The organism is Bacillus sp. MMSF_3353 (assembly GCF_030733445.1).
GTDB classification, from domain to species: Bacteria; Bacillota; Bacilli; order Bacillales; family Bacillaceae_G; genus Bacillus_A; species Bacillus_A wiedmannii.
On sequence record NZ_JASHJA010000003.1, the window covers coordinates 173,560 to 193,448 of the forward strand.

Consider the following 19,889-nt stretch of genomic DNA (forward strand, 5'->3'; position numbering starts at 1 on the left):
AGAACCCCATAAATGATAAACCATTCCACTAACAAAAAACACTAATCCTAAAAAAAAAACAATTAAAGCAAGTACTCCATTTTGATTATGTTCCATAAAATTAGCTCCTTTTAGAATTATTTTTATATACAAAAAAGCCTTTAGTCGTAATTATGGCTAAAGGCTTTGAGCATTATACTTTTTAGTTAATAAAATCGTATAAGAAGAATTTATAATGTTTTTTATCGAATTTGGAACTGAAAATGTACTAGCTTGATAATGAAGCCTGGCTATTAGAATTGAAAAATTTTAGTTTTATTATAATTAATAGAAATGAGAGTAGTGTGAATATAAATCCGCTCCAAATAAGCTGGTGAATGCCTAAGTTTGAAATGAACCAGCCTCCAATAGTGGTTCCTAAAGTAATTCCGAGATTTGAGAACGAAACGAATAGACTATTACCAAATTCAGGTGCTTCTTTAGCTTCACTTATTAACCATGTTTGACCAACAATTAATCCACCAGCATGTACGATTCCCCAAATGAATACTATAAAAATCATTGGAACAAGGTAGGAACCTAAATAATAAACCAATATGTAAACAATAGAATATAGAATAGGGAATGCTATTACAGTGTTTATTATGCTTTTTTGCAGAAGACCACCAAATAAATGATTACCTAAAATCATAACTATACCAAATATGAATAGCATGATACTGATGAGAGATCCATTCATGGAAGTTACTTTTGCAAGGTACTCAGCGAAGTAGCTGTATACGGAAAACATGGCTGCAAAAAGGAATTTGACGGTTAAAATATTTAACCATAATCCTGGTTTGCCGAGTATACGAATTTGTTTGCCGAAAGACATTTTTTCTTTAACAGGCATAGAAGGAAGTAGGAGTAGTATTCCAATGAATGCAAGAGTGTTAACGAATGCTCCGAATAAGAAAGCCATTTCGAGTGAAAATTGGTCTGCAAGGTAAGAGGTTAGTGGTACACCTAAAGCAAAGCCAACAGTAATTCCCATGAAAACTTTTGTAACTGCTTGACCGCTCTTTTCTGGAGGGACAAGTTTAGCAGCTGTTACAAGAGCGATTGAAAAGAAGAGTGGATGAAGCGCTGCCGGTAAAATACGAAAAATAAGCATGATTTCAAATTGTGTTGTATAAGCGTAGATTAAATTTGAAATAACAAATATGAAAATTGCTGTTAATAAAATTATTTTGCGATTAATACTAGAGACGAGCAGAATTAAAAACGGACCAGAAATAGCAACAACTAGTGCAAATGTACTTACTAAAAATCCAGCTTGTGTAGTTGAAATTCCGAATTTTTCAGTGATTTGTGGTAATACGCCGACAATACCCATCTCGGTAGTAATAATTCCGAACACACCTATTGCGAGTGTCAGAATAAGTAAAGGATTTACTTTTTTCATTTATAAAACTCTCCATTCGTATCAGTATTTTGAAAGTAAATTCATTAACAAAGAAGCATTATTATAAGCATGATTGGATGCCAATATTATCAGGAGTATGTAATTCTAAATACAATAACAGATATCTAAATAAATAGATGTGATATGTTAAAAAAATTTCTCCTTTCGATGTTTCTTGCTTTTATAGGCAGTGCAATTTATAAAAAAAGTAATTGGATACCTGTAAAAAAGCAGAATGTGTGAAAGCTAATAATCAATTAGTATGCTGATTGATTATTAGCTTTCATTTTATAATTCGTTTTGGACGTATTCAGAAAACTCTCGTATTGTTTTTTCGTTTCGACGATAGTAGGTCCATTTTCCAATTCGGTCAGACTCTAGTAAGCCTGCTTTTTTCATAGTTAATAAATAACTAGAAATAACCGATTGGGCTAAGCCAGTTTTAAGTTGGATATCTCCTACACATACTCCAACTTGAAAGTTAAGGTCTTGTTCTAGATAAGGTTTTTCATCGAAATGGTTTTCTGGATTTTTCAACCATGATAAAATTTGACATCTTGTTTCATTTGACAATGCTTTATAAATTAATAAAGGTTCCATAAGGATATTATATCTACTTTTATAGATTTGTAAATGGGTTTTAGTAATTTTAAGGGAAGAAGGCATAGTTGATCCCTTTGAATAGGAAGAAGATGCTCTTAATCTGTACCCTTTGTAAAGGACTTTCTAAAAAAAGTTAGGCAACCTAAAAAAGATGATTTCTGTATGCAAGCAGGAGTCATCTTCTTTAAATTCTATTGATAGCAAGAGTGATTATAGTACGTCATATATTTCTTAATTTCATGTGTTAACTGAACAAACGATTTACATGATTTTATATATGCTTCATCGGTTAAAGTACTACGAGGATTACGTGCAAAAATGATAATATTGTTAGGTTTAAGCATGTTGTTGCCTAGCTATCAATGGCGGATTCCTAAGAAGAGTAATAATAAAACCTAACTGAAGATTTAAGAAAAATTTTATGTTTACCCCACTTTTTATTTTAAAAGTTTTTCCTATCCTATAAATGAGTTACATCAAGAAGGATATTAAAAACGATAAAGTTATAGATGAAAATGTAAAGTTAGGGGATTCTACATGCATACAGGAGTTTTGATGAGTTATTTGTATACTTATTTTTTTACTATTATTTTTTGTATTGTGTTTCAAATTGGATGTTATTTTAAAGCGAAAGGAAATATATCTATTCGGCATTTTTTATGGGTATATGTTTTTCTGTTCTACCTTTCGCTAGTGTATAAGGTGACTCAAATCGCGACTGTATGGGATATAAGTAGATATGAAAAGTGGATTCGTGTCAGTCAAATTAACTTGACTCTATTTGATACGGCAGGTAGTACTACCTATCTTTTGAACATTGTACTGTTTATGCCGTTCGGTTTTTTATTACCGACTATTTGGCCACAGTTTAGAAAAATGAAAAACACCGTATGTGCGGGATTCTTTTTTTCATTGGCAATTGAGTTAAATCAATTACTAAATAATAGAATTACAGATATTGATGATTTATTTACGAATACCCTCGGGGCGATTATTGGGTATGTAATATATAGAGTTTTATTTAAAATGTTTAAAATGATATGTAAAAGAGGGGGAAAAAAGCTTGATACGAACTCTTCTTTAGTCATAAAATACGAGGCTGTTTTTTGTTTAGTTTGTTCATTTGTAGGTGCGATGTTAATTTATCATCCAGCTTTATTTGGAAGACCTGTCATCCTTTAGTGAGGTGATTATGCTCTTGTGCTATCTCGTTTATAAAATGATTCTAGTATTTCTTCCAATCAGCACAAGATTCTCTTTATACGTTATTAAGCTATTCAGCAGACTGTAAGATGATCAGTAATCGTAATGATGAGATTGAAATAAAGGCTGACAGTTTCTATCCAAGTTTTTCATTTATGTATGATGCGCAAGAATTATTTATTATTGGTGGAGAAGAGAAATGGTCACATATCCATTATATAAAAGAATTTTTCCATCTTGAGCAGATTACAGATGAGCTAACTATTGATGTAAGAAAATGAGAGATGCGAAGAAATAGATGAGCAAACCCTCAAGTATAGAACGATATACTTGAGGGTTTTTATGTATGAAGAAGGTTTTTCTATTTTTCTCTAGAATGAACAGTAATGTATAATCTAATTCCTTAATGTAATAAGGAGGCAGTAAAATTTGAACAGGAAAATTTGGTTTGTATTTACTTTTTTTGCTCTTTTAGTATCTGGTTATGTTGTTGTCCAATATTTTATTATGGATGGATTTCAAACAGGACTTGTAAAAGCGAAGCTTATGTTTGGATCTAAATTAAGTGAATTCTGGTATATGATGTTATTTATACATATTACAACTAGTATAGTAGCATTAGTAATTGGTCCTTTTACATTATCCACTAAATTTAGAGAAAGGAATATCAACCGTCATCGAATAGTTGGGAGAATCTATATGGTTGGTATATTATTAGGAGGCGTTTCTGGACTATATCTATCCTTTTATGCTACGGGAGGATTGGTAGCGAAGCTAGGTTTCGGTTTGTTATCCGTATTTTGGCTAACATCAGCATATCAAGCGTTACATAGAGTTAAGAATAAAAAAATTAAAGACCATCGGAATTGGATGATTAGAAATTATTCTTTAACCTTTGGAGCAGTTACATTAAGAATTTGGCTACCGTTGTTTATCGTTCTATTTGGAATAGAGCGGTTTGAACTTAGCTACGCTATTATTGCTTGGTTAGCGTGGGTACCTAATTTAATTGTTGCAGAATTATTCATAAGAAAAAGACTTAATAAAGGAAAATACGAAGGAAATGAGGATTTACATTTTTAATGTAAATTTGCTGTAATATTGAGGGCAGAATTCTTCAGTAATTGAATTTTTTAATAGCTGAATTACGTACAAAAATAGGATGGCCAATTGAAGCCATCCTATTTGTATTACCAACTAGCAGTTTCCGTACTTTCTTTCAACCACTTCACCCAATCCAAATCCGCCACCTTAAGCAAACTGAGCGAAACACCTTTCATATCTAAAGAAGTTAGCAATGTACCAACCTTTGCGAACTTCACATGTAATCCTTCCAGCTCACATAAACGGCGAATGTCATTTGCGAAAATGTATTGCTCCATTAATGGAGTTGCGCCTAATCCGTTAATGAGAATAGCGAAGTTGTCGCCTTTTCTCCAGCGGTAAATGCTTTTTAATTTATTCATTAGTTCGATCGCTAATATTTCAGAAGAGGATAGTGCTTCTTTACGGTATCCTTTTTCACCATGGATACCAACGCCATAAAAGACTTCATGTTCGTTTAATGTGAATGAAGCTTTTCCTTTCACTGGATCGTTTGCAGGTGAAAGTGCGACTCCTAATGTGTGTAAGTTTTCGGTGATAGAACGGCCAAGTGTTGTTAGTTCTTTTAAAGAATGTCCGCTCTCAGCAGCCGCACCAAGTATTTTTTGAACGAAAACAGTACCAGCGACGCCGCGTCTTCTTTTATTAAACGAAGCATCATCTTCAATTGAAACGTCGTCATTTACGATGATATGATCAATTTTTCTTCCTTCTTCTTTAGCAATTTGTTCAGCCGCAATAAAGTTTGCTACGTCATCTTTAAAGTTTTTGATGATGAATAAAATACTTTTATTTTTTGGCATGAGGCGAGTTGCCGCAATAATTTGTTCCACTGTAGGCGGAGTGAAAATATTGCCGTTTACGGCCGCTGTAAGCATGCCTTTTCCTACATAACCTATATCAGCAGGTTCATGTCCGCTACCACCGCCGCTTATGATAACAACGTTTTGCGTCAGTTTTTCTATATCTTTTACATAAATGATGTTATTTGTTTCATCGTAATTTACTTTTTCGTTATGTTCAAAATAAAAGCCATGCATCATATCTTGAACAACATTTTCTACATCATTCATAATCTTTTTCATTGCTTTTGCCACCCTTTAATTACTTTGCTGATTGTTCCAGTAATAGTAGTAATTGATTGTTTATCATATTTTTCATGAGAGAAGACATAATGGAAGGATCTACTTCGCATTTGCTTTCAATCCAATCTTTTATCGTTCCAACGAAGCCGTGACTATAAAAGGAGGCAATCGTATTTTTTGTCTCATCAGAAAGGCTGAATCCACAGCTCACAGATAATTCATCAATAATCTTCATATATAAGTTTTTCGTATGCTCAAATAAATAGTGATTAAACGAGTTTTGCTCAATGACTTTAAAAGCATTTCGGTAAAATTTTTGATTTTCATAAAAGTAATCAAATAATAAATCGAAAATGTTTTCCCACGTTTCATAGTCGAGAAAGTCGATAATGTTCTCTTTCGTTTCTTCTCTATAAATCCAGCTTAATAGTTCAAATTTATCTTTAAAATGATAATAAAAAGTTTGCCTACGCATTTGACAGTGTAACATAATATCGCTCACTGATATTTTATGAAACGACTCTGTTTCCATTAAATACTTCAATGAATTCGCGATTATCTTTTTAGAAATTATAGAAGAGGTCATCTGAATCATCCCTAGAATGTTAGTAATATGAAAATCCTACCTACAAATGAGAGCGGTGTCTTTAGACAGATTATCCATTTTGTCCGTTTACTATAAAACGCTTTCATTTTAACATGAGTAGTAAGAAGAAGATTTCAAATATATCACAATATATTAAAGGAATTGAGGGAGAATCACAATGAAAAAGATTATAAATAAACCAGAAACATTAGTAATGGAAATGTGCAACGGAATGGTTATGGCTCATCCAGAGCTTGAGCTTTTGAAAAAATATAAAGTAATTAAGAAGAAAGAAATGAACGAAAATAAAGTAACGTTAATTAGTGGCGGCGGTAGTGGTCATGAGCCAGCGCATGCAGGATTAGTCGGAAAAGGAATGTTAGATGCGGCAGTGTGCGGAGATGTGTTTGCTTCGCCTTCACAAATTCAGGTGTATCAAGCAATTAAAGAGACAGCTAGTAAAAAAGGTACGTTATTAATTATTAAAAATTACAGCGGCGATATTATGAATTTCAAAAACGGTGCGCATTTAGCGACTGAAGATGGAATTGAAGTCGACTACGTAAAAGTGGACGATGATATTGCAGTAGAAGATAGCCTGTACACAGTAGGACGCCGCGGCGTTGCGGGGGTTATTCTCGTTCATAAAATTGCCGGCGCAGCAGCGGAAGCGGGTATGGATTTAGGAGCGGTGAAAGCTGTCGCAGAAAAAGCAGCGGCTAACGTGCGCACAATCGGTTTAGCGTTAACTTCTTGTACAGTTCCAGCGAGCGGATCACCTACTTTCACACTTGCGGAAGATGAAATGGAATACGGCGTTGGTATTCACGGTGAACCAGGAATTAAGCGTGAAAAAACGATGTCAGCTGATGAATTAGCTAACCGTATGACAAGTGATTTAATAAAAGATTTAGGAGTAAAAGACGGCGAAGAAATCGCACTTCTAGTTAACGGTTTTGGCGGAACACCACTACAAGAACTTTACTTATTTAACAACGCAGTGACGCGAGAATTAGCTGCTAGAAACATTAAAATTAATAGAGTATTTGTCGGAAACTATATGACGAGTATCGATATGGCTGGTATGTCTTTAACAGTAATGAAACTAGATGATGAGCTAAAAACATTACTATCTAAAGAATGTAATACACCAGCGTTTAAAGTAGATGGTCCAGTTGAAAGTGTAGAGTATGTGAATGTGCTTGAAGGAGCAGAAGAGAAGGAAGTTTCCTTTGAAATAGAAACAGCGGAAGAGCACGCTGTTATTAAAAATAATGTCATTACATTAAACAACATGATTTATCTCGTTGATAAAATGAGCGATATTATTATTAAAAATGAAGTACCGTTCTGTGAGTTAGACACACATGCAGGTGACGGCGACTTCGGAATGAGTGTGGCAAAAGGATTTAAGCAATTAAAACGTGAGTGGCATTCTATTGTAGATCAAGAAAACGTAACAATCGGATCGTTCCTTGACGGTTGTTCGATGATTATTATGGAACATTGCGGCGGCGCATCTGGTCCAATTTGGGGTGGAGCATTCCGCGCAGCTAGTAAAGCAGCAGGCGAGAAGCGTGAGCTAACAGTGAAAGAATTCGCTGAAATGTTACAAGCAGCACTGCAAGGCATACAATCTATCGGTGAAAGATCATTCGGTAGAGGAGCAGTAGTTGGTGATAAAACGCTTGTTGACGCACTTGCTCCATGTGTAGACTCTTGGTTAGCTAGCGCTTCAAACGAAGAAGACATGAAAACTGCCTTTGAAAAAGGAGCAGAAGCAGCGGTTAAAGGAGCAGAGTATACGAAAGAAATCGTAGCTCGCATGGGCCGCGCCGGTACAGTTGGTGAAAGAAGTTTAGGCTACCCAGATGCAGGTGCACATGCACTTGGAGTTATCTTTACGGAGATTGCGGGTAGTTTGAAATAGGAATTGGAAAGTCCCCTCTGCCTTGTGGTGGAGGGGATCTTTAATTATAACCATCATTCTTCCAGTGAAAAAATTTATTTGTTAGCCAATCTGGAAGCTGCTTCTTCAACTTCTTTATATGCATTTTGTAATACTTCAGTTGGATCTAGTACTGCTGTTCCTTGTGCACGAACTATTTGATAATCTTCAATACCTAGGAAATTAAACATTGCTTTTAAATATTTATGAGAGTATTCCACTTCTGTATACCAATCATCATTTGTATAGATTCCTCCACTTGCTTGTATAACAAGCATTCTTCTTCCATCTTTAAGTAATCCCACTGATCCAGTTTCAGTATATTTAAATGTTTCACGTGCAATCATGATATTGTCCATGTAATCTTTTAACTTTGATGGAATATTAAAGTTGTGCAAAGGTAATACGATAACATACGTATTTGCACTTTTAAATTGTTGTAAAATTTCGGACATACGCTCTGTTACTTTTTGTTCTTCATCAGTTAACTTCTGTCCATTTCCTTGCTTTTCCCATGCGCTTAAAACAGTTTTATCTATCATTGGTACTACATCATCGTATAAATTAATCTGTTCAATCGTTTCATTATTAGGAATTAATTCTTTATAAGATACTAAAAAGTGGTTAAGAACCTTAATGCTGACTGATGATGTATCATCCACTTTCGGATGTGCGTTTATGATAAGTGTTTTGTTCATTTGTATTTCCCCTTTTTAAAAGTTTTTACGTTTTAATTGCCGACTAAGTTAATCGTCGATTAACTTAGTCTTTAATATAAGCTCTGAAATTATTTTTGTCAAATGAAATACATACTATTCTAAAAGAGCCTTTTTTTATTTGACTAAAATTCTAAATGGTCCTAAGATACAATTTGATAACCCTTAAAATAAAAAGCAGGTGATTTGTATATGCAATATAGTGTTGGGGTTGAATATGCCTTGCATTGCCTAGTTTATTTAATTAATACTCCTTCCAAGGAAAGTGTTGGAATAAAAGATTTGGCAGAGTTTCAAGGACTTTCTGAAACATTTCTTTCAAAAGTTTTCGGTAAATTATCTAAAGCTGACATTGTGAATTCTGTCCCAGGTGTAAAGGGAGGATATAGGTTAGCTAAGTCTCCAGAAGATATCTCTTTTTGGGATGTAATAGAAGCCGTCGAAGGCCCAAAACCTATTTTTCAATGTAAAAATATTGTACAGAATGGTCTACTATATCGAGACGACGCTTGTAATTCTTGTGACCCTAGCAATTCTTCTTGTACAATTAACTTAGTAATGCTTGAAGCAGAAGAACACATGCGTGAGTTTCTTCGTAAAAAGACTCTTGCATGGTTAGATAAAGAACTTGATATTGTTTTACCTGAAAAGATAAGGGTAGATACTCGTGAATACTTCAAACAAAAAAACTCTAACTAAATCGCCATGACGAATTAGTTAGAGTTTTTTTGTTTTTTAACAATATCGATCAACTTTTATTTGTCTAGTTTAAAGTCTATTTCCATTGCCAATTTGATTTCTTCACATATGTACCACATATCAGTAATTTGTCCCTATCAAAATGAACGATTCTTGCATCTAATATATTGTAAGTATATTTTATTTTGAAAGGATGTGATTATATGGCTCATAAATCTACTGGAGTGTTTCGAGTTCCAGTTTCTGAAAATGGGATTATTCCAACTGCTCTCAACATTATGTTAAACAATGATTCACGCTGCCATACTAGTAATGTAACGGTAACTGTTAAGAGAAGTCGAAACATTTCTTTCCCGACTCAAAATGAGTTAGTTGAAATCTCTCGTACTTTTGTTTCTTTAGAACCAAACAGAACAACTAAGATTGTGTTGTTTACGCCAGAATTCCAAATAGAAGATTTTCTTGATGTCATCGTTAGTGGAAATAAAGATGATGTTAAGGATGTTCTTGTATATTCTTTCTTAGCAGATTCAGCAGGTCACAATCTGCCATCTACTGTTTTCAGAAATGCAGAATACACTTTTGCTTGCTGATACCGTGATGATGTATTCTTTACTGTCATATCAAGGTACCATCCTGCAGCTTGACTCAACTTAATTTTATTGTGTTGTTATTGTATAAGAAAAGAAGACATCGATTAAGATGTCTTCTTTTACTTGTACACTTGGTGTTAAGAAGGTATCATATTGCTTAAAAACCATAAAAAAATATAACAATCATCGAGTGAACCTATTATAGCATCAATAAACAGGTTTTAATATGTAATATTAAATATATATAGATTTATTTATGTTTAATCTATATAGTTAAATTGTCTGTTATTTGTTTTAATTCATTTACTTATTTTATTTTTGAGTGCTCCAGCAATGGAGCCTTTTTTTATGAAATAAAACATTTTCTTTGCGTTATTTAGTTGATCTATATTAACTTTACCTCTTTAAAAAATATTCATATTTAGCAAAAGTAATTAAGTTTATTTTTAAATCTATCTTTTACAAATTGAATAAAACTCTGTCCAGGATAAATTCTTTTAAATAGAAATATAAAAGCAAAAGTGGAAGACCAAGCTGATATGCAGAGCATTACATCAAAAATCCAAGTTGGAAAATGTAATAACTTTGTAATTCCTACAAGCAGAAAAAGTGGCCAAAAAATAATGTTGGTTAGTAATATAAAACTTACCACCGGCTTTTTCAGTCTTTTATCTTCAGTCATATACAATCCCACCTTAAGCTAAATTTTTAACATACTTTAATGTACTTATTCAGCGCGTCGAGGTAATACACTGAATATTCTTTCTGTTATAACTAAATTTTCTTTCAAAATATTACTTAATCAATTAAAAAAGGGAATTTTTAACTGATTATTTACATAAAATTCGTTCTTGGAAGTAAAGTTCTAAAAGTAATTTATCCATAGTGATATTAAAATTACTACTAACAGGGATAGCACCACATCACTATCATGCTACCCAAAATAAACTACTCAAAATGAAAAAATGAACTAAATTCTCATAGATAACTGGAAAGTAATAAAATTTTCGTTTAGGGGACATTTTAAAATACTAGCTTGATAGGCATGGGGTGCAGCCGAGATTGCGATTTTAAGATTATTATCTTTTCGTTTGTGTAAAATCAATTATTTAATTGTTTAAATAAATGTTAGTTAAACGAATGTAATTCTGAATTTTCTGTAAAAATTATCTCAAGTTTATGAAGATATCACGAGGTAATGTTGTATGGTAGTATGAGGAAAAGAGTATATAGATAATTTTGGAAAAGGGGGATGTAAATTGAATGTTCAAACTACCGTAAATAACAAAGTTACTGAACTGTTAAATGCCTGGTATATTGAAATTCGAAATAGAAACGTTGCGAATGCATATAAATTTAAAAAAGAAATTGAGAGTTCTATAAATAATATTGAAGAAGACCAAAATCTATTACTGTATTATTCGTTACTTGATTTTGGTTATAAATATTTAATAGATAATTTGAGTATAGCAAAAAATAGTTTTGATCAAATTGAATCTTTGGGTAAACCAACTGATGATTTTTTATCGTATTATTATCATTTTTATAAAGCAATCTACTCTAATGCAGTTGGTAATTACAATGCAGCAAAAGAGCATTATGAAATGGCAGAAAATTTACTTGAAAGTATTCCAGATGAAATTGAAAAAGCAGAGTTTTATTATAACCAAGCTGTTTTCCAATATCATTATTATCAGGCTTTTGTGGCCTTCCAACAAGCAACAAAAGCAAAAGAAATATTTGCTAAACATGAAGGGTATGAAGTGAAAATCGGTTATTGTAACAACCTAATGGCGTTAGCTTGTACACATTTGAAAGAATGGGAATTAGCTGAAGAACTTTATATTTCGGCAATGGATATCTTTAAAAAGGTTAAAAATGAAAACGGTATGTTAGTTGTAAAACAAAATTTAGGTTTAATGTATGCTGGACAGAATCTTTCGGAGTTAGCTATCAGTCATTTAAATGAGGTCTGTGAAAAAATGCCTGAAAACTATAAAGCGATATATATTAAGGGGAAAGAACATTTTAAATTAGACGAAAATTCACTAGCTTCAGTACTTGTTCGAAAAGGCACGGAGATTTGCGATAAATTAGAATTGGTAGAGTACCAACACCATTTTAAAATTTTAAATGGACTAAATGAAGGATTAAATGGAGAAAAGCTAGAAGAAATTGTATTAGAAGGTATTGAATATTTCGAAAGAGAGAAGCTTTGGGAATACGTGAAAGAATATACTGAAGTACTAGCGGTTCTATTCCATAAAGAACATAACTTTGAAAAAGCGAGTTATTATTTCTTCTCTAGCCATAAAGCGAGTGAAGAGGTTTTTAAAAAGGAGGCATTAAAATGAAAAAAATAAGTGTTACCTTAGTTGGTGTTGTCACGGCTCTTACGTTATTTTTGAATGTGTCTCATAATTCGGTCAATCATCAGGAAGCCTCTCAATTTATTAAAGATGTCATCGTTCAATATGCACATGGGAATACTGGTTGAAGATAAAGTTTCGTGATGGAAAACCTCGTTATTAATAGCGAGGTTTTTTTGATGTTAAATAGTAGGGTATCGCTATCAAGCTAAGAAAAGCAAATACCCCAAATTAATTTTTTGTTTAGGGTATTTGTATATACTTCCAAATATTAAGTCGATAGGCCATGAATGATGCCCCGAGATAAGAGAGTCTAAAGTATTTGAATAAGAAACTTTAGATTGTTCGTTATAGTTTTTTTGAATATTAATATAATCCTATATACTTTTTTATTATTTTAGTTAAAAGAAGTTTGAAATTTGTAATTCACTATGTTTTCCAAAGAAAATAGTGAAAGGCAAGGCGATGAATACATTTACAAAATGACAAAATTGTAAGAATACACGAATGTTTGTAAGAAAGTTCGATGTTTTCCTTTTTCTTTTTTTATTATAGTGAAAAAGAAGAACGAAATATTCTCGTATGTAGGAAAGGAAGATAATAATGATTGATCTATTAAATAAATGGATGTTAGAAAGTACAGGCAATTTCAATATCGTTGTAGGACTTACAGCACTTCTATTTTTGGGTTCAGTAATTGCACTTATTATTATTTACAAAAAAATTGGTAAACCATATGAAAGAACAAATGCTATTTATTTAAAAATTACTTCTCGTATGTTTACTATTCAAATTCTAATGAATGCTATATTTATTTCTTTAGTTGGTAAAGATATTGAGAATTTCCGTCAAATCTTTATATTATTTGAAGCTTTTGTATTCTTTATTGGAGCTATTTATTCGTTTAAATTATATAAACAGGAATACAAATAATTCACTTATAAGAAACAATAAAAAACAGTAGTGATTTTATACACTACTGTTTTTTATTGTTCATTTTCAAATGTAAACCTAACTGTATATTCTATACAGTTAGGTTTACATAACATCTTATTATCGGTAGCAAGAAAAAGGCGAATTCCTACTTTCAAAAGGAATTCGCCTTTTTCTTTTTCTATAACCCTATTTATCTTTTTATACATTCCTATCATGGCGGTACCCCATTTATAGGTTATGAGAAAGGGTATTTTTTGTACTATTATCTATTCTTGGATATTATTAATAATATCTATATGAACTTATTTTTTTATTAAAAAGGTTTGGCGGTGTGTAAAATGATTAAAGGGATTAAAAATATTGAAACGAAAGAACCGATAAACATGTTTCTATTTATTCCCTGTAGTACTCTTTTGTTTGATAATATTTATCAACATTTTATTCTTAGAAAGGATTTTACACTACAGAAGCTTTTATTTGAACTCGTATTTTTATTTATTTTCATTTCATTTTTTTTATATAGTAAATGTTTACAAAAAATGAATAAACAAATGTTTACAAAATATATTTTTCTTGGCGTTAGTATTAGTTATCTTTTGGCATACGATCTTATGTTTATACGTAATCCAGGTGCTTCTTTACATATCCCTTATTTAGAGTGCTTCTTAGTAATTTCTGCACCTTTATTTTTAAGTATTCATTATCTTCTATCGGTATCTATTTGTATGATATGTAGATTTTTAATTGCTATTTATTATTTTGAAATTAACTATCCAATATCATTAATATTATTGTTTCTAACAATTTTTGTTACGTCATTTTTTGTATTTCTTTCATTAAAATTTTTAGTACAAAAAATTAAAGCATCCTATGAAAAACAAATGAAAGAAACAGCTTTATCGATAATGAGGATAATGGAATTAAAGGATCAATATACTAAAGGGCATAGTGAACGTGTAGCCAATTATGCTACTATTCTTGCTAAAGAAACAAATGAATATGATGATAATTCTTTAAAACAATTTCATTTTATTTGTTTATTACATGATATAGGGAAAATAGGCATTCCGGATGAAGTTTTAAAGAAAGCATCTTCTCTTACAGAAGAAGAATATAATATTATTAAGAAACACCCACAATTAGGATTAGAAGTTTTTAAAAATATATCTTTAATAAAAGGTAGTGAAGACATAATTCTTTCTCATCATGAAAGATGGGATGGAAAGGGATATCCTCAAAAACTAAAAGGAAATCAAATACCATTATGCGCAAGAATTGTTGCAATAGCAGATGCATTCGATGCAATGACTTCTTCAAGAGCATATCGTTCGGCTCTATCTCCTGAAGAAGCTTATAGACGTATTATAGAAGGATCTGGTACACAATTTGATCCTTCTATAGTAGAGGTTTTCAAAAAGGTATTTCCTTTGTGGGAAAAAGTGGTCCCAAATTCTTTTAGTTAAAAGCTCATGTCTGAAATCGATTCATATTTGAGGTATGACGAATGCGAAAAATGAAAAAAACAAATCCAATCGTGATAAAAGTTTGGAACCAGATAATGAATAAGGCACATAAAGAAAAGGTACCTATATATAGTATAGGTACCTTTTCTAATAGTTTTTTAGCAGAAACAACTGCATCCGATAATGATTAATAGAATAAATAATACAACTAATAAAGCAAATCCTCCAGCGAAACCGCAGCCCTCGCCGCAACTACCACCATATCCCATAACAATAGTGCCTCCTTTAGATAAGAGGGTAAAACTAGGGTTCATTCCATGGATCTTAATGGGTTCACTTTACTTTATGTTTTAAAGAATGAATGGAGCAGGTCCTTTTGAAAATAAAGAAAAGACGCCATTAGGCGCCTTCCTGTTAGGTAGATAAGACTTTAGTTTTCCAATCTAAAGAAATTTTGTATCAGTTCTTTGTGAGTATATCATAATATCTGATTGATTTATTATGCATTGTTACATAATTTTCTAACTCCTCTATTTTTCATTTGATAAAATAAAATCCTAATATTACCAAAAATTAAATAAATATTTCTACATATTCAAGATATTTACATAAATTACAGAAGTGATACATTTAAATTGTAAGCTATAAAAACTATTAAAGGGGGATTTATTATGTTCAAGAAATTAGTAGTAGGGTTATTGGCAACTGGTATTGCATTAACAGGAGGAATTGGGGCAGCTTCAGCTGATACGCAAAAAGCTGTGAGCTCTCCGAAGCAAGCAACATGCTCAATTCCTTATGAGTATTCTAATGGTAAATTCAAAAGAACTCTTTATTACTCAAATGGAGTATATGCTAATAGTTTTAATGAAAATGTTTGTGGTGGGACGATTACGTGGTATTTAAAACATGTTCAAAATGGAGTTGCTTTTTACGAAGGTAATTTAAAATAGTAGATTTTTTGAACCTCATTTATTGAGGTTCTTTTAGTTTTTAAACTGATTCTCCACAAAAAAAGACACCCAAAGGTGCCTTCCTGCGAATTGAACCATCTTAATTTTAATAATATGTATTGGACTCCCATCCAACTATTATTTTATCATGTTAAATACATAAATTCATTGAGAAAAAGATATAGCTCATTATTCATTCTGTCAAAAGGATTTATCCCACGTAACGTATGAATGTTCCATAAATGTATCAAAAAAATGAACAAATCGTGATTGGAATAAAAAAGGGTTCTTACTATTACGTAAGAACCCATAAACAAAAAAGTCGTATGTGCCTCAATATTAGAATTACATAAAAACGCTATTTTAATAAAAGCGACATTGAAAGTTAGCAAGCAATACTTAAAAGAGTAAAAGCGGCAAATGCGTAAACTAATAAGCTACTAGTAGCAAGGAATTTTATAATTTCATTTGTAGAAATAATAGTTAAACATAATGCTATAGATGCACCTATAAAGAATTGGTACTTTGTATGTATATTTGTAAGATTAATTATTACGAGTACAGTTAAGAAAAGTGAAATGAAGTTAAAATATCTTTTCATTGTCATATTTCCTTTCAATGTTTGATCTGTATTTATTATACCATATTGTACCAGTAATAACATACTTTGTAATGAATCTTAATAGAAATCTCATTTTGCCATAAATAAAAAGTCGGTTGTTTCCGCAACCACCTTTCAGTAAAGTAAAGCACTTTTTTATAATTCAAGTGACGAGTTTAATTTATCCCACTATTTGCGGGCAGCCCGATTGGTGAGGGCTGATTAAAGTTTCACTTTATAAGAAAGGAATGACTATATTATATGAAAACTTGTCTAATAAGGTTATATATAAAAGAGCAGCTAGCAATGGCTAACTGCTCAATACAAGGAGATACAGAGAAAACTAAATGAATGTTGGCATACAGCCTATCAACATTATGGACATAATATTGAGTTTTATTCGAAGGAATTCATGTTTTATAAATTAGATTATGATAGTCGGTAGTCTTTTATTAAATAGCCAACAGCACTGATTACTATAAGAATGAAAAGAATAAGTTCTAGTGTAACTGGCAGTTGATCTACCCTAAATGCATCAATTTGTTACATTATGATTATAAGATGTTTTTTTATAGTTAGTGGTGAAAAATTTAATAAAACTACCTCTATATGAAAAAAGGTTCTGTTGTCTCCAACAGAACCTCTTCTAAAATGGCAAAGAGTAACTCTTACCTTACTCTTTGTTAATAATATTACAGGAGTGTTAATGGAAATCCAAGACTCCTTATATTGAGAAATAAAGAAGAATTATTTTAAAGAATTTCAATATAAAATTAGAGATTACCATGAGGGGAGTTATAACGAGTTACTACCTATACATATTCATAAATAAAACAACATAATATTAACACGGAAAAATATATTAATATGAATTTTTGCATATTTTAAAATTCAATATATCCCTCAAAACCTTTTAATTGTATAATGTATTTTGTCATATTTTTAGATTTTTCGACAAAATATAAAATAGAGAACGTATTGGGAGAAGGAATTATGTACACAAAACTATTAAAATCAATTACATCATTATCACTTATTGGTAGTGCTTTATTGTATACAAACGGCAGTGATGTGAAGGCTGCTGAAGCAGGTATTTTTTCTGATGTGCCTACATCACATTGGTCGTATCCGGCGATTAAAGATTTAGCGGGTAAAAATATTATTTCCGGTTATGGAAATGGAAAGTTTGGTTTCGGTGATGTTGCGACGAGAGAACAAGTTGCAGCTTTAATTTATCGTGTGTTAGTACCAAATAAGCAAGGTGGTACGTTCAGTAATGAAGGTGCTCGTTACGTATTAAAAGATGGATCTACTTTAAATAATCCGTATCGAGATATTCGCTCAGGTTCAACATTGTTCCCAGAAGAGGTTTTAACGTTAACGAAATTAGGGGTTTTTAAAGGTGATGCAAACGGTGGATTTAGACCGAAAGATTCTGTTAGCCGCGCAGAAATGGCACAAATTCTTACAAACGCTTTCCATCTTTCTGCGAAACAAAAGCATACGTTTAACGATATTCCAAGTGGTTTTTGGGGTGAAAATGCCATTAGTGCGGTGCAATCAAACGGGATTGCTTCTGGTACAGGCGAAGGGAAATTTGAGCCATCTAAAACGGTAACACGTGAACAGTATGCACAGTTTTTATATAATACTTTGAAATATAAAAAGCCTGAAGTTGCGGTGCAAGATACAGGGGATGCGGCATTATTAGCAGCATTTAAAGATGAAGTACAAAAGCGTATTAATGCGTACGAAACGAATATTACACTTCCATATAAAACGAAAAATGGTAATCAGGAAGAAGTAATGAAGACACTTTTCAACGCCTATAAAGAAGTCGCAGGTAAAAATGAGTATACAAATTATAATAGATCGAATGTTTCATATGGAATTTCTGGATCACCTGGAAATTATACGTTTACGTTAAAGATTACATATCGTGAAACGAAAGAACAAACGGAATATGTAATGAAGCAAGCAAAGGCAATTGTTTCTTCTATTACGCAAGTTGGAATGGATGATCACGAAAAAGTGAAGGCGATTCATGATTATGTCGTAAAGCATATTTCTTACGATACGTCTTATAAAGCTTACACCGCATATGAAGCACTCGTAAATCGTTCTGCAGTTTGCCAAGGTTACGCACTATTAACCTATCAATTATTAAAAGAAGCAGGTATTGAGAATCATTTTGTAGTAGGAACTGGGGACGGTCAGCCTCATGCTTGGAATTTAGTGAAAATCGAAAACAAATGGTATCACCTTGATACAACATTCGATGATCCAATACCAGATGAACAAGGCCGCGTAACATATTCTTATTTCAACTTATCAGATGAGCAAATCGCAAGAAATCATGAGTGGAACAGAAGTGACTATCCGCAAGCTACAACAAATTATTATAGTACATTAACAAATAAAATTGCGGCAGGTAGTACGAAAAACCCTGCATATCAGCAAATTTTAAAAGATACAAAGTTAAATTATTTAGGAAATGAATACATTGCAAACAACTATAATGAATTCAAAAATAAAATGCAGCAACGTTATAACGAAAAGTCACCAAAGATTGAAATCCTTTATAAACAATCAATGGATGGTGCGTTGCAAGATGTGAAAAAAGTAATTGGAGAAATCGGTTATCCGCAAGGGGCAAACCGTGTTTCTTATAAAGCGGAGCCGTATAATGCGAAAGAAGGATATTCTTTAGTGACGATTACGTTTATGTAGTGAGAATGAGAAAAAGCATCTGTTTCAGATGCTTTTTTATTATTTTAGTTCGACAAAATATGACAAAGGAACGTAGCTACATCTGTTATGATGACTTTGGTAATTTTACATTTTGGAGGATTAATAATGAACAAAAAGAAGATTTTAGCTGCGTTAATAGGAATCATAGTGTTACTTGTAATTATTAATGTAGTTATTGCGAAGGGAAAAACGACATCAACTAGTGAAAAAATGTACACTGAGAAAGAATACAATAAATTAGTAGATGAACATTATGAGGAAATGCAAAAGTTAAAAAGTGATATGAGTGTATTAGAAACTGAAAAAAAATCTCTTGATGCGCAAGTTAAGAAGTTAAAAGATGAATTAGCGAAAAAAGAGCAAGAAGTAGTACAACAGCCAGTTCAACAAGAACAACCTAAGCAACAACCAGCCCGAGCTCCACAGCCGGAAACGAAAGAAGAGCTGAAACCAGAACAGCCTACAGGCGCATTCGCAAACCCTGTGAAAAGTATAAATAAAACAGATGCAATGAACAAAGTGAAAGAAAAAGCGAAGCAAGACTTCCAAGATGACTATATGACGCAAAACTTTGTTGCGGATGAACAATCAAAAGCATTTGATTTCTTAAACGGAGTAGAGATCAAATCACAAGAAGAATTAAATGTGATGAAGAAGGCATTGGGAGATTTTCCTAACGATTTTATGACCGCAAAGTTTGTTTATGAAGAGCAAATGAAAGCGAAGAATAAGCAAGGATAATATAAAAACGCTATCTTTTAAAAAGGTAGCGTTTTTGTTATGGGATGGGAGTCCAATACATATTATTAAAATTAAGATGGTTCAAGTCAGAGAAAGGCACCTTAGGGTGTCTTTT

20 protein-coding genes and 3 pseudogenes are annotated in these 19,889 nt (G+C 32.1%); 13 read left to right on the plus strand and 10 right to left on the minus strand.

All coding sequences use genetic code 11. The annotated features are described in order from the left end of the window. Positions 1–247: 247 nt before the first annotated feature. From RBB48_RS08915 to RBB48_RS08925, 3 genes and pseudogenes are all read right to left on the minus strand, one after another. Positions 248–1,423: an MFS transporter gene (locus RBB48_RS08915; RefSeq protein WP_088062237.1), complete on the minus strand. Its 1,176-nt coding sequence runs from the start codon at positions 1,421–1,423 to the stop codon at positions 248–250. Positions 1,424–1,711: 288 nt separating this feature from the next. Next, the gene (locus RBB48_RS08920) at positions 1,712–2,023 is read right to left on the minus strand and encodes an ArsR/SmtB family transcription factor (protein ID WP_000433539.1); all 312 of its coding nucleotides are present in this window, start codon (positions 2,021–2,023) and stop codon (positions 1,712–1,714) included. A 194-nt stretch (positions 2,024–2,217) separates the two neighbouring features. Continuing rightward, positions 2,218–2,319 (minus strand): annotated as a pseudogene (locus RBB48_RS08925) (TetR family transcriptional regulator); the annotation flags it as partial. Between the two features lie 244 nt (positions 2,320–2,563). Between RBB48_RS08925 and RBB48_RS08930 the strand changes: the two are divergent. The 3 genes and pseudogenes from RBB48_RS08930 to RBB48_RS08940 all read left to right on the plus strand — a co-directional run bounded on the left by RBB48_RS08930 (position 2,564) and on the right by RBB48_RS08940 (position 4,312). After that, positions 2,564–3,208, plus strand: coding sequence for a VanZ family protein (locus RBB48_RS08930; RefSeq protein WP_098649212.1), 645 nt, complete (start codon positions 2,564–2,566; stop codon positions 3,206–3,208). Positions 3,209–3,255: 47 nt separating this feature from the next. After that, positions 3,256–3,510, plus strand: a pseudogene (locus tag RBB48_RS08935) (hypothetical protein); the annotation flags it as partial. A gap of 148 nt (positions 3,511–3,658) precedes the next feature. Next, positions 3,659–4,312, plus strand: coding sequence for a DUF2306 domain-containing protein (locus RBB48_RS08940; RefSeq protein WP_001080298.1), 654 nt, complete (start codon positions 3,659–3,661; stop codon positions 4,310–4,312). A 107-nt stretch (positions 4,313–4,419) separates the two neighbouring features. On the opposite strand, the gene dhaQ is transcribed toward RBB48_RS08940, so the two are convergent. Both dhaQ and dhaS read right to left on the minus strand, forming a co-directional pair. Continuing rightward, positions 4,420–5,418 (minus strand): DhaKLM operon coactivator DhaQ, encoded by a 999-nt coding sequence (gene dhaQ, locus RBB48_RS08945; RefSeq protein ID WP_088062245.1) that lies wholly within the window; start codon positions 5,416–5,418, stop codon positions 4,420–4,422. Positions 5,419–5,437: 19 nt separating this feature from the next. Beyond that, positions 5,438–6,004: a dihydroxyacetone kinase transcriptional activator DhaS gene (dhaS, locus tag RBB48_RS08950; RefSeq protein WP_000204220.1), complete on the minus strand. Its 567-nt coding sequence runs from the start codon at positions 6,002–6,004 to the stop codon at positions 5,438–5,440. Positions 6,005–6,182: 178 nt separating this feature from the next. Between dhaS and dhaK the strand changes: the two genes are divergently transcribed. After that, a complete protein-coding gene (gene dhaK / locus RBB48_RS08955; protein ID WP_088062247.1) occupies positions 6,183–7,934 on the plus strand; it encodes a dihydroxyacetone kinase subunit DhaK in 1,752 nt (583 codons plus the stop codon). Positions 7,935–8,008: 74 nt separating this feature from the next. Here dhaK and RBB48_RS08960 read toward each other — a convergent pair whose 3' ends face one another. Then, positions 8,009–8,650 (minus strand): FMN-dependent NADH-azoreductase, encoded by a 642-nt coding sequence (locus RBB48_RS08960; RefSeq protein ID WP_060489122.1) that lies wholly within the window; start codon positions 8,648–8,650, stop codon positions 8,009–8,011. A 210-nt stretch (positions 8,651–8,860) separates the two neighbouring features. On the opposite strand from RBB48_RS08960, the gene RBB48_RS08965 reads away from it, so the two are divergent. Together RBB48_RS08965 and RBB48_RS08970 are read left to right on the plus strand one after the other, a co-directional pair. Beyond that, positions 8,861–9,367, plus strand: a complete 507-nt coding sequence (locus RBB48_RS08965; RefSeq protein ID WP_063222022.1) for an RrF2 family transcriptional regulator — start codon at positions 8,861–8,863, stop codon at positions 9,365–9,367. A 203-nt stretch (positions 9,368–9,570) separates the two neighbouring features. Continuing rightward, positions 9,571–9,960 (plus strand): hypothetical protein, encoded by a 390-nt coding sequence (locus RBB48_RS08970; RefSeq protein WP_088062252.1) that lies wholly within the window; start codon positions 9,571–9,573, stop codon positions 9,958–9,960. A gap of 430 nt (positions 9,961–10,390) precedes the next feature. On the opposite strand, the pseudogene RBB48_RS08975 reads toward RBB48_RS08970, so the two are convergent. Next, positions 10,391–10,642, minus strand: a pseudogene (locus RBB48_RS08975) (CPBP family intramembrane glutamate endopeptidase); the annotation flags it as partial. 577 nt (positions 10,643–11,219) lie between these two features. Between RBB48_RS08975 and RBB48_RS08980 the strand changes: the two are divergent. The 3 genes from RBB48_RS08980 (at position 11,220) to RBB48_RS08990 (ending at position 13,262) form a co-directional block, all read left to right on the plus strand. Next, entirely contained in the window at positions 11,220–12,314 is a 1,095-nt protein-coding gene (locus RBB48_RS08980; protein WP_060489132.1) for a Rap family tetratricopeptide repeat protein, read from the plus strand. Continuing rightward, positions 12,311–12,457 carry a hypothetical protein gene (locus RBB48_RS08985; RefSeq protein WP_000724334.1) on the plus strand — a complete coding sequence of 49 codons (147 nt, stop codon included), beginning with the start codon at positions 12,311–12,313 and terminating at the stop codon, positions 12,455–12,457. The genes RBB48_RS08980 and RBB48_RS08985 overlap by 4 nt, the downstream gene beginning before the upstream one ends. 475 nt (positions 12,458–12,932) lie before the next feature. Next, positions 12,933–13,262: a hypothetical protein gene (locus RBB48_RS08990; protein ID WP_000566288.1), complete on the plus strand. Its 330-nt coding sequence runs from the start codon at positions 12,933–12,935 to the stop codon at positions 13,260–13,262. A 53-nt stretch (positions 13,263–13,315) separates the two neighbouring features. Here the strand turns inward: RBB48_RS08990 and RBB48_RS08995 are convergent, their stop codons facing one another. Beyond that, positions 13,316–13,480 carry a hypothetical protein gene (locus RBB48_RS08995; protein WP_179196832.1) on the minus strand — a complete coding sequence of 55 codons (165 nt, stop codon included), beginning with the start codon at positions 13,478–13,480 and terminating at the stop codon, positions 13,316–13,318. A 123-nt stretch (positions 13,481–13,603) separates the two neighbouring features. On the opposite strand from RBB48_RS08995, the gene RBB48_RS09000 reads away from it, so the two are divergent. After that, entirely contained in the window at positions 13,604–14,728 is a 1,125-nt protein-coding gene (locus RBB48_RS09000; protein WP_142291686.1) for an HD-GYP domain-containing protein, read from the plus strand. A gap of 158 nt (positions 14,729–14,886) precedes the next feature. On the opposite strand, the gene RBB48_RS09005 is transcribed toward RBB48_RS09000, so the two are convergent. After that, entirely contained in the window at positions 14,887–14,997 is a 111-nt protein-coding gene (locus tag RBB48_RS09005) for a YjcZ family sporulation protein (protein ID WP_000540371.1), read from the minus strand. Between the two features lie 402 nt (positions 14,998–15,399). On the opposite strand from RBB48_RS09005, the gene RBB48_RS09010 reads away from it, so the two are divergent. Then, complete coding sequence (locus tag RBB48_RS09010; protein ID WP_000473837.1) at positions 15,400–15,681, plus strand: LCI fold-containing protein; 282 nt, start codon at positions 15,400–15,402, stop codon at positions 15,679–15,681. A 385-nt stretch (positions 15,682–16,066) separates the two neighbouring features. On the opposite strand, the gene RBB48_RS31640 is transcribed toward RBB48_RS09010, so the two are convergent. Further along, positions 16,067–16,282: a hypothetical protein gene (locus RBB48_RS31640; protein ID WP_137014997.1), complete on the minus strand. Its 216-nt coding sequence runs from the start codon at positions 16,280–16,282 to the stop codon at positions 16,067–16,069. A 993-nt stretch (positions 16,283–17,275) separates the two neighbouring features. Between RBB48_RS31640 and RBB48_RS09015 the strand changes: the two genes are divergently transcribed. Beyond that, positions 17,276–19,012: an S-layer homology domain-containing protein gene (locus RBB48_RS09015; RefSeq protein WP_306007559.1), complete on the plus strand. Its 1,737-nt coding sequence runs from the start codon at positions 17,276–17,278 to the stop codon at positions 19,010–19,012. A gap of 126 nt (positions 19,013–19,138) precedes the next feature. Further along, positions 19,139–19,774, plus strand: coding sequence for a hypothetical protein (locus tag RBB48_RS09020; RefSeq protein WP_306007560.1), 636 nt, complete (start codon positions 19,139–19,141; stop codon positions 19,772–19,774). Positions 19,775–19,889: the final 115 nt, after the last annotated feature.

Excerpts from the sequence above, each read along its gene's own strand:
- RBB48_RS08915 (WP_088062237.1), bottom strand. The coding sequence starts at position 1,423 with ATGAAAAAAGTAAATCCTTTACTTATTCTGACACTCGCAATAGGTGTG.
- RBB48_RS08920 (WP_000433539.1), bottom strand. The coding sequence starts at position 2,023 with ATGGAACCTTTATTAATTTATAAAGCATTGTCAAATGAAACAAGATGT.
- RBB48_RS08930 (WP_098649212.1), top strand. The coding sequence starts at position 2,564 with ATGCATACAGGAGTTTTGATGAGTTATTTGTATACTTATTTTTTTACT.
- dhaQ (WP_088062245.1), bottom strand. The coding sequence starts at position 5,418 with ATGAAAAAGATTATGAATGATGTAGAAAATGTTGTTCAAGATATGATG.
- dhaS (WP_000204220.1), bottom strand. The coding sequence starts at position 6,004 with ATGACCTCTTCTATAATTTCTAAAAAGATAATCGCGAATTCATTGAAG.
- dhaK (WP_088062247.1), top strand. The coding sequence starts at position 6,183 with ATGAAAAAGATTATAAATAAACCAGAAACATTAGTAATGGAAATGTGC.
- RBB48_RS08960 (WP_060489122.1), bottom strand. The coding sequence starts at position 8,650 with ATGAACAAAACACTTATCATAAACGCACATCCGAAAGTGGATGATACA.
- RBB48_RS08965 (WP_063222022.1), top strand. The coding sequence starts at position 8,861 with ATGCAATATAGTGTTGGGGTTGAATATGCCTTGCATTGCCTAGTTTAT.
- RBB48_RS08970 (WP_088062252.1), top strand. The coding sequence starts at position 9,571 with ATGGCTCATAAATCTACTGGAGTGTTTCGAGTTCCAGTTTCTGAAAAT.
- RBB48_RS08985 (WP_000724334.1), top strand. The coding sequence starts at position 12,311 with ATGAAAAAAATAAGTGTTACCTTAGTTGGTGTTGTCACGGCTCTTACG.
- RBB48_RS08990 (WP_000566288.1), top strand. The coding sequence starts at position 12,933 with ATGATTGATCTATTAAATAAATGGATGTTAGAAAGTACAGGCAATTTC.
- RBB48_RS08995 (WP_179196832.1), bottom strand. The coding sequence starts at position 13,480 with ATGATAGGAATGTATAAAAAGATAAATAGGGTTATAGAAAAAGAAAAA.
- RBB48_RS09000 (WP_142291686.1), top strand. The coding sequence starts at position 13,604 with ATGATTAAAGGGATTAAAAATATTGAAACGAAAGAACCGATAAACATG.
- RBB48_RS09005 (WP_000540371.1), bottom strand. The coding sequence starts at position 14,997 with ATGGGATATGGTGGTAGTTGCGGCGAGGGCTGCGGTTTCGCTGGAGGA.
- RBB48_RS09010 (WP_000473837.1), top strand. The coding sequence starts at position 15,400 with ATGTTCAAGAAATTAGTAGTAGGGTTATTGGCAACTGGTATTGCATTA.
- RBB48_RS31640 (WP_137014997.1), bottom strand. The coding sequence starts at position 16,282 with ATGAAAAGATATTTTAACTTCATTTCACTTTTCTTAACTGTACTCGTA.
- RBB48_RS09015 (WP_306007559.1), top strand. The coding sequence starts at position 17,276 with ATGTACACAAAACTATTAAAATCAATTACATCATTATCACTTATTGGT.
- RBB48_RS09020 (WP_306007560.1), top strand. The coding sequence starts at position 19,139 with ATGAACAAAAAGAAGATTTTAGCTGCGTTAATAGGAATCATAGTGTTA.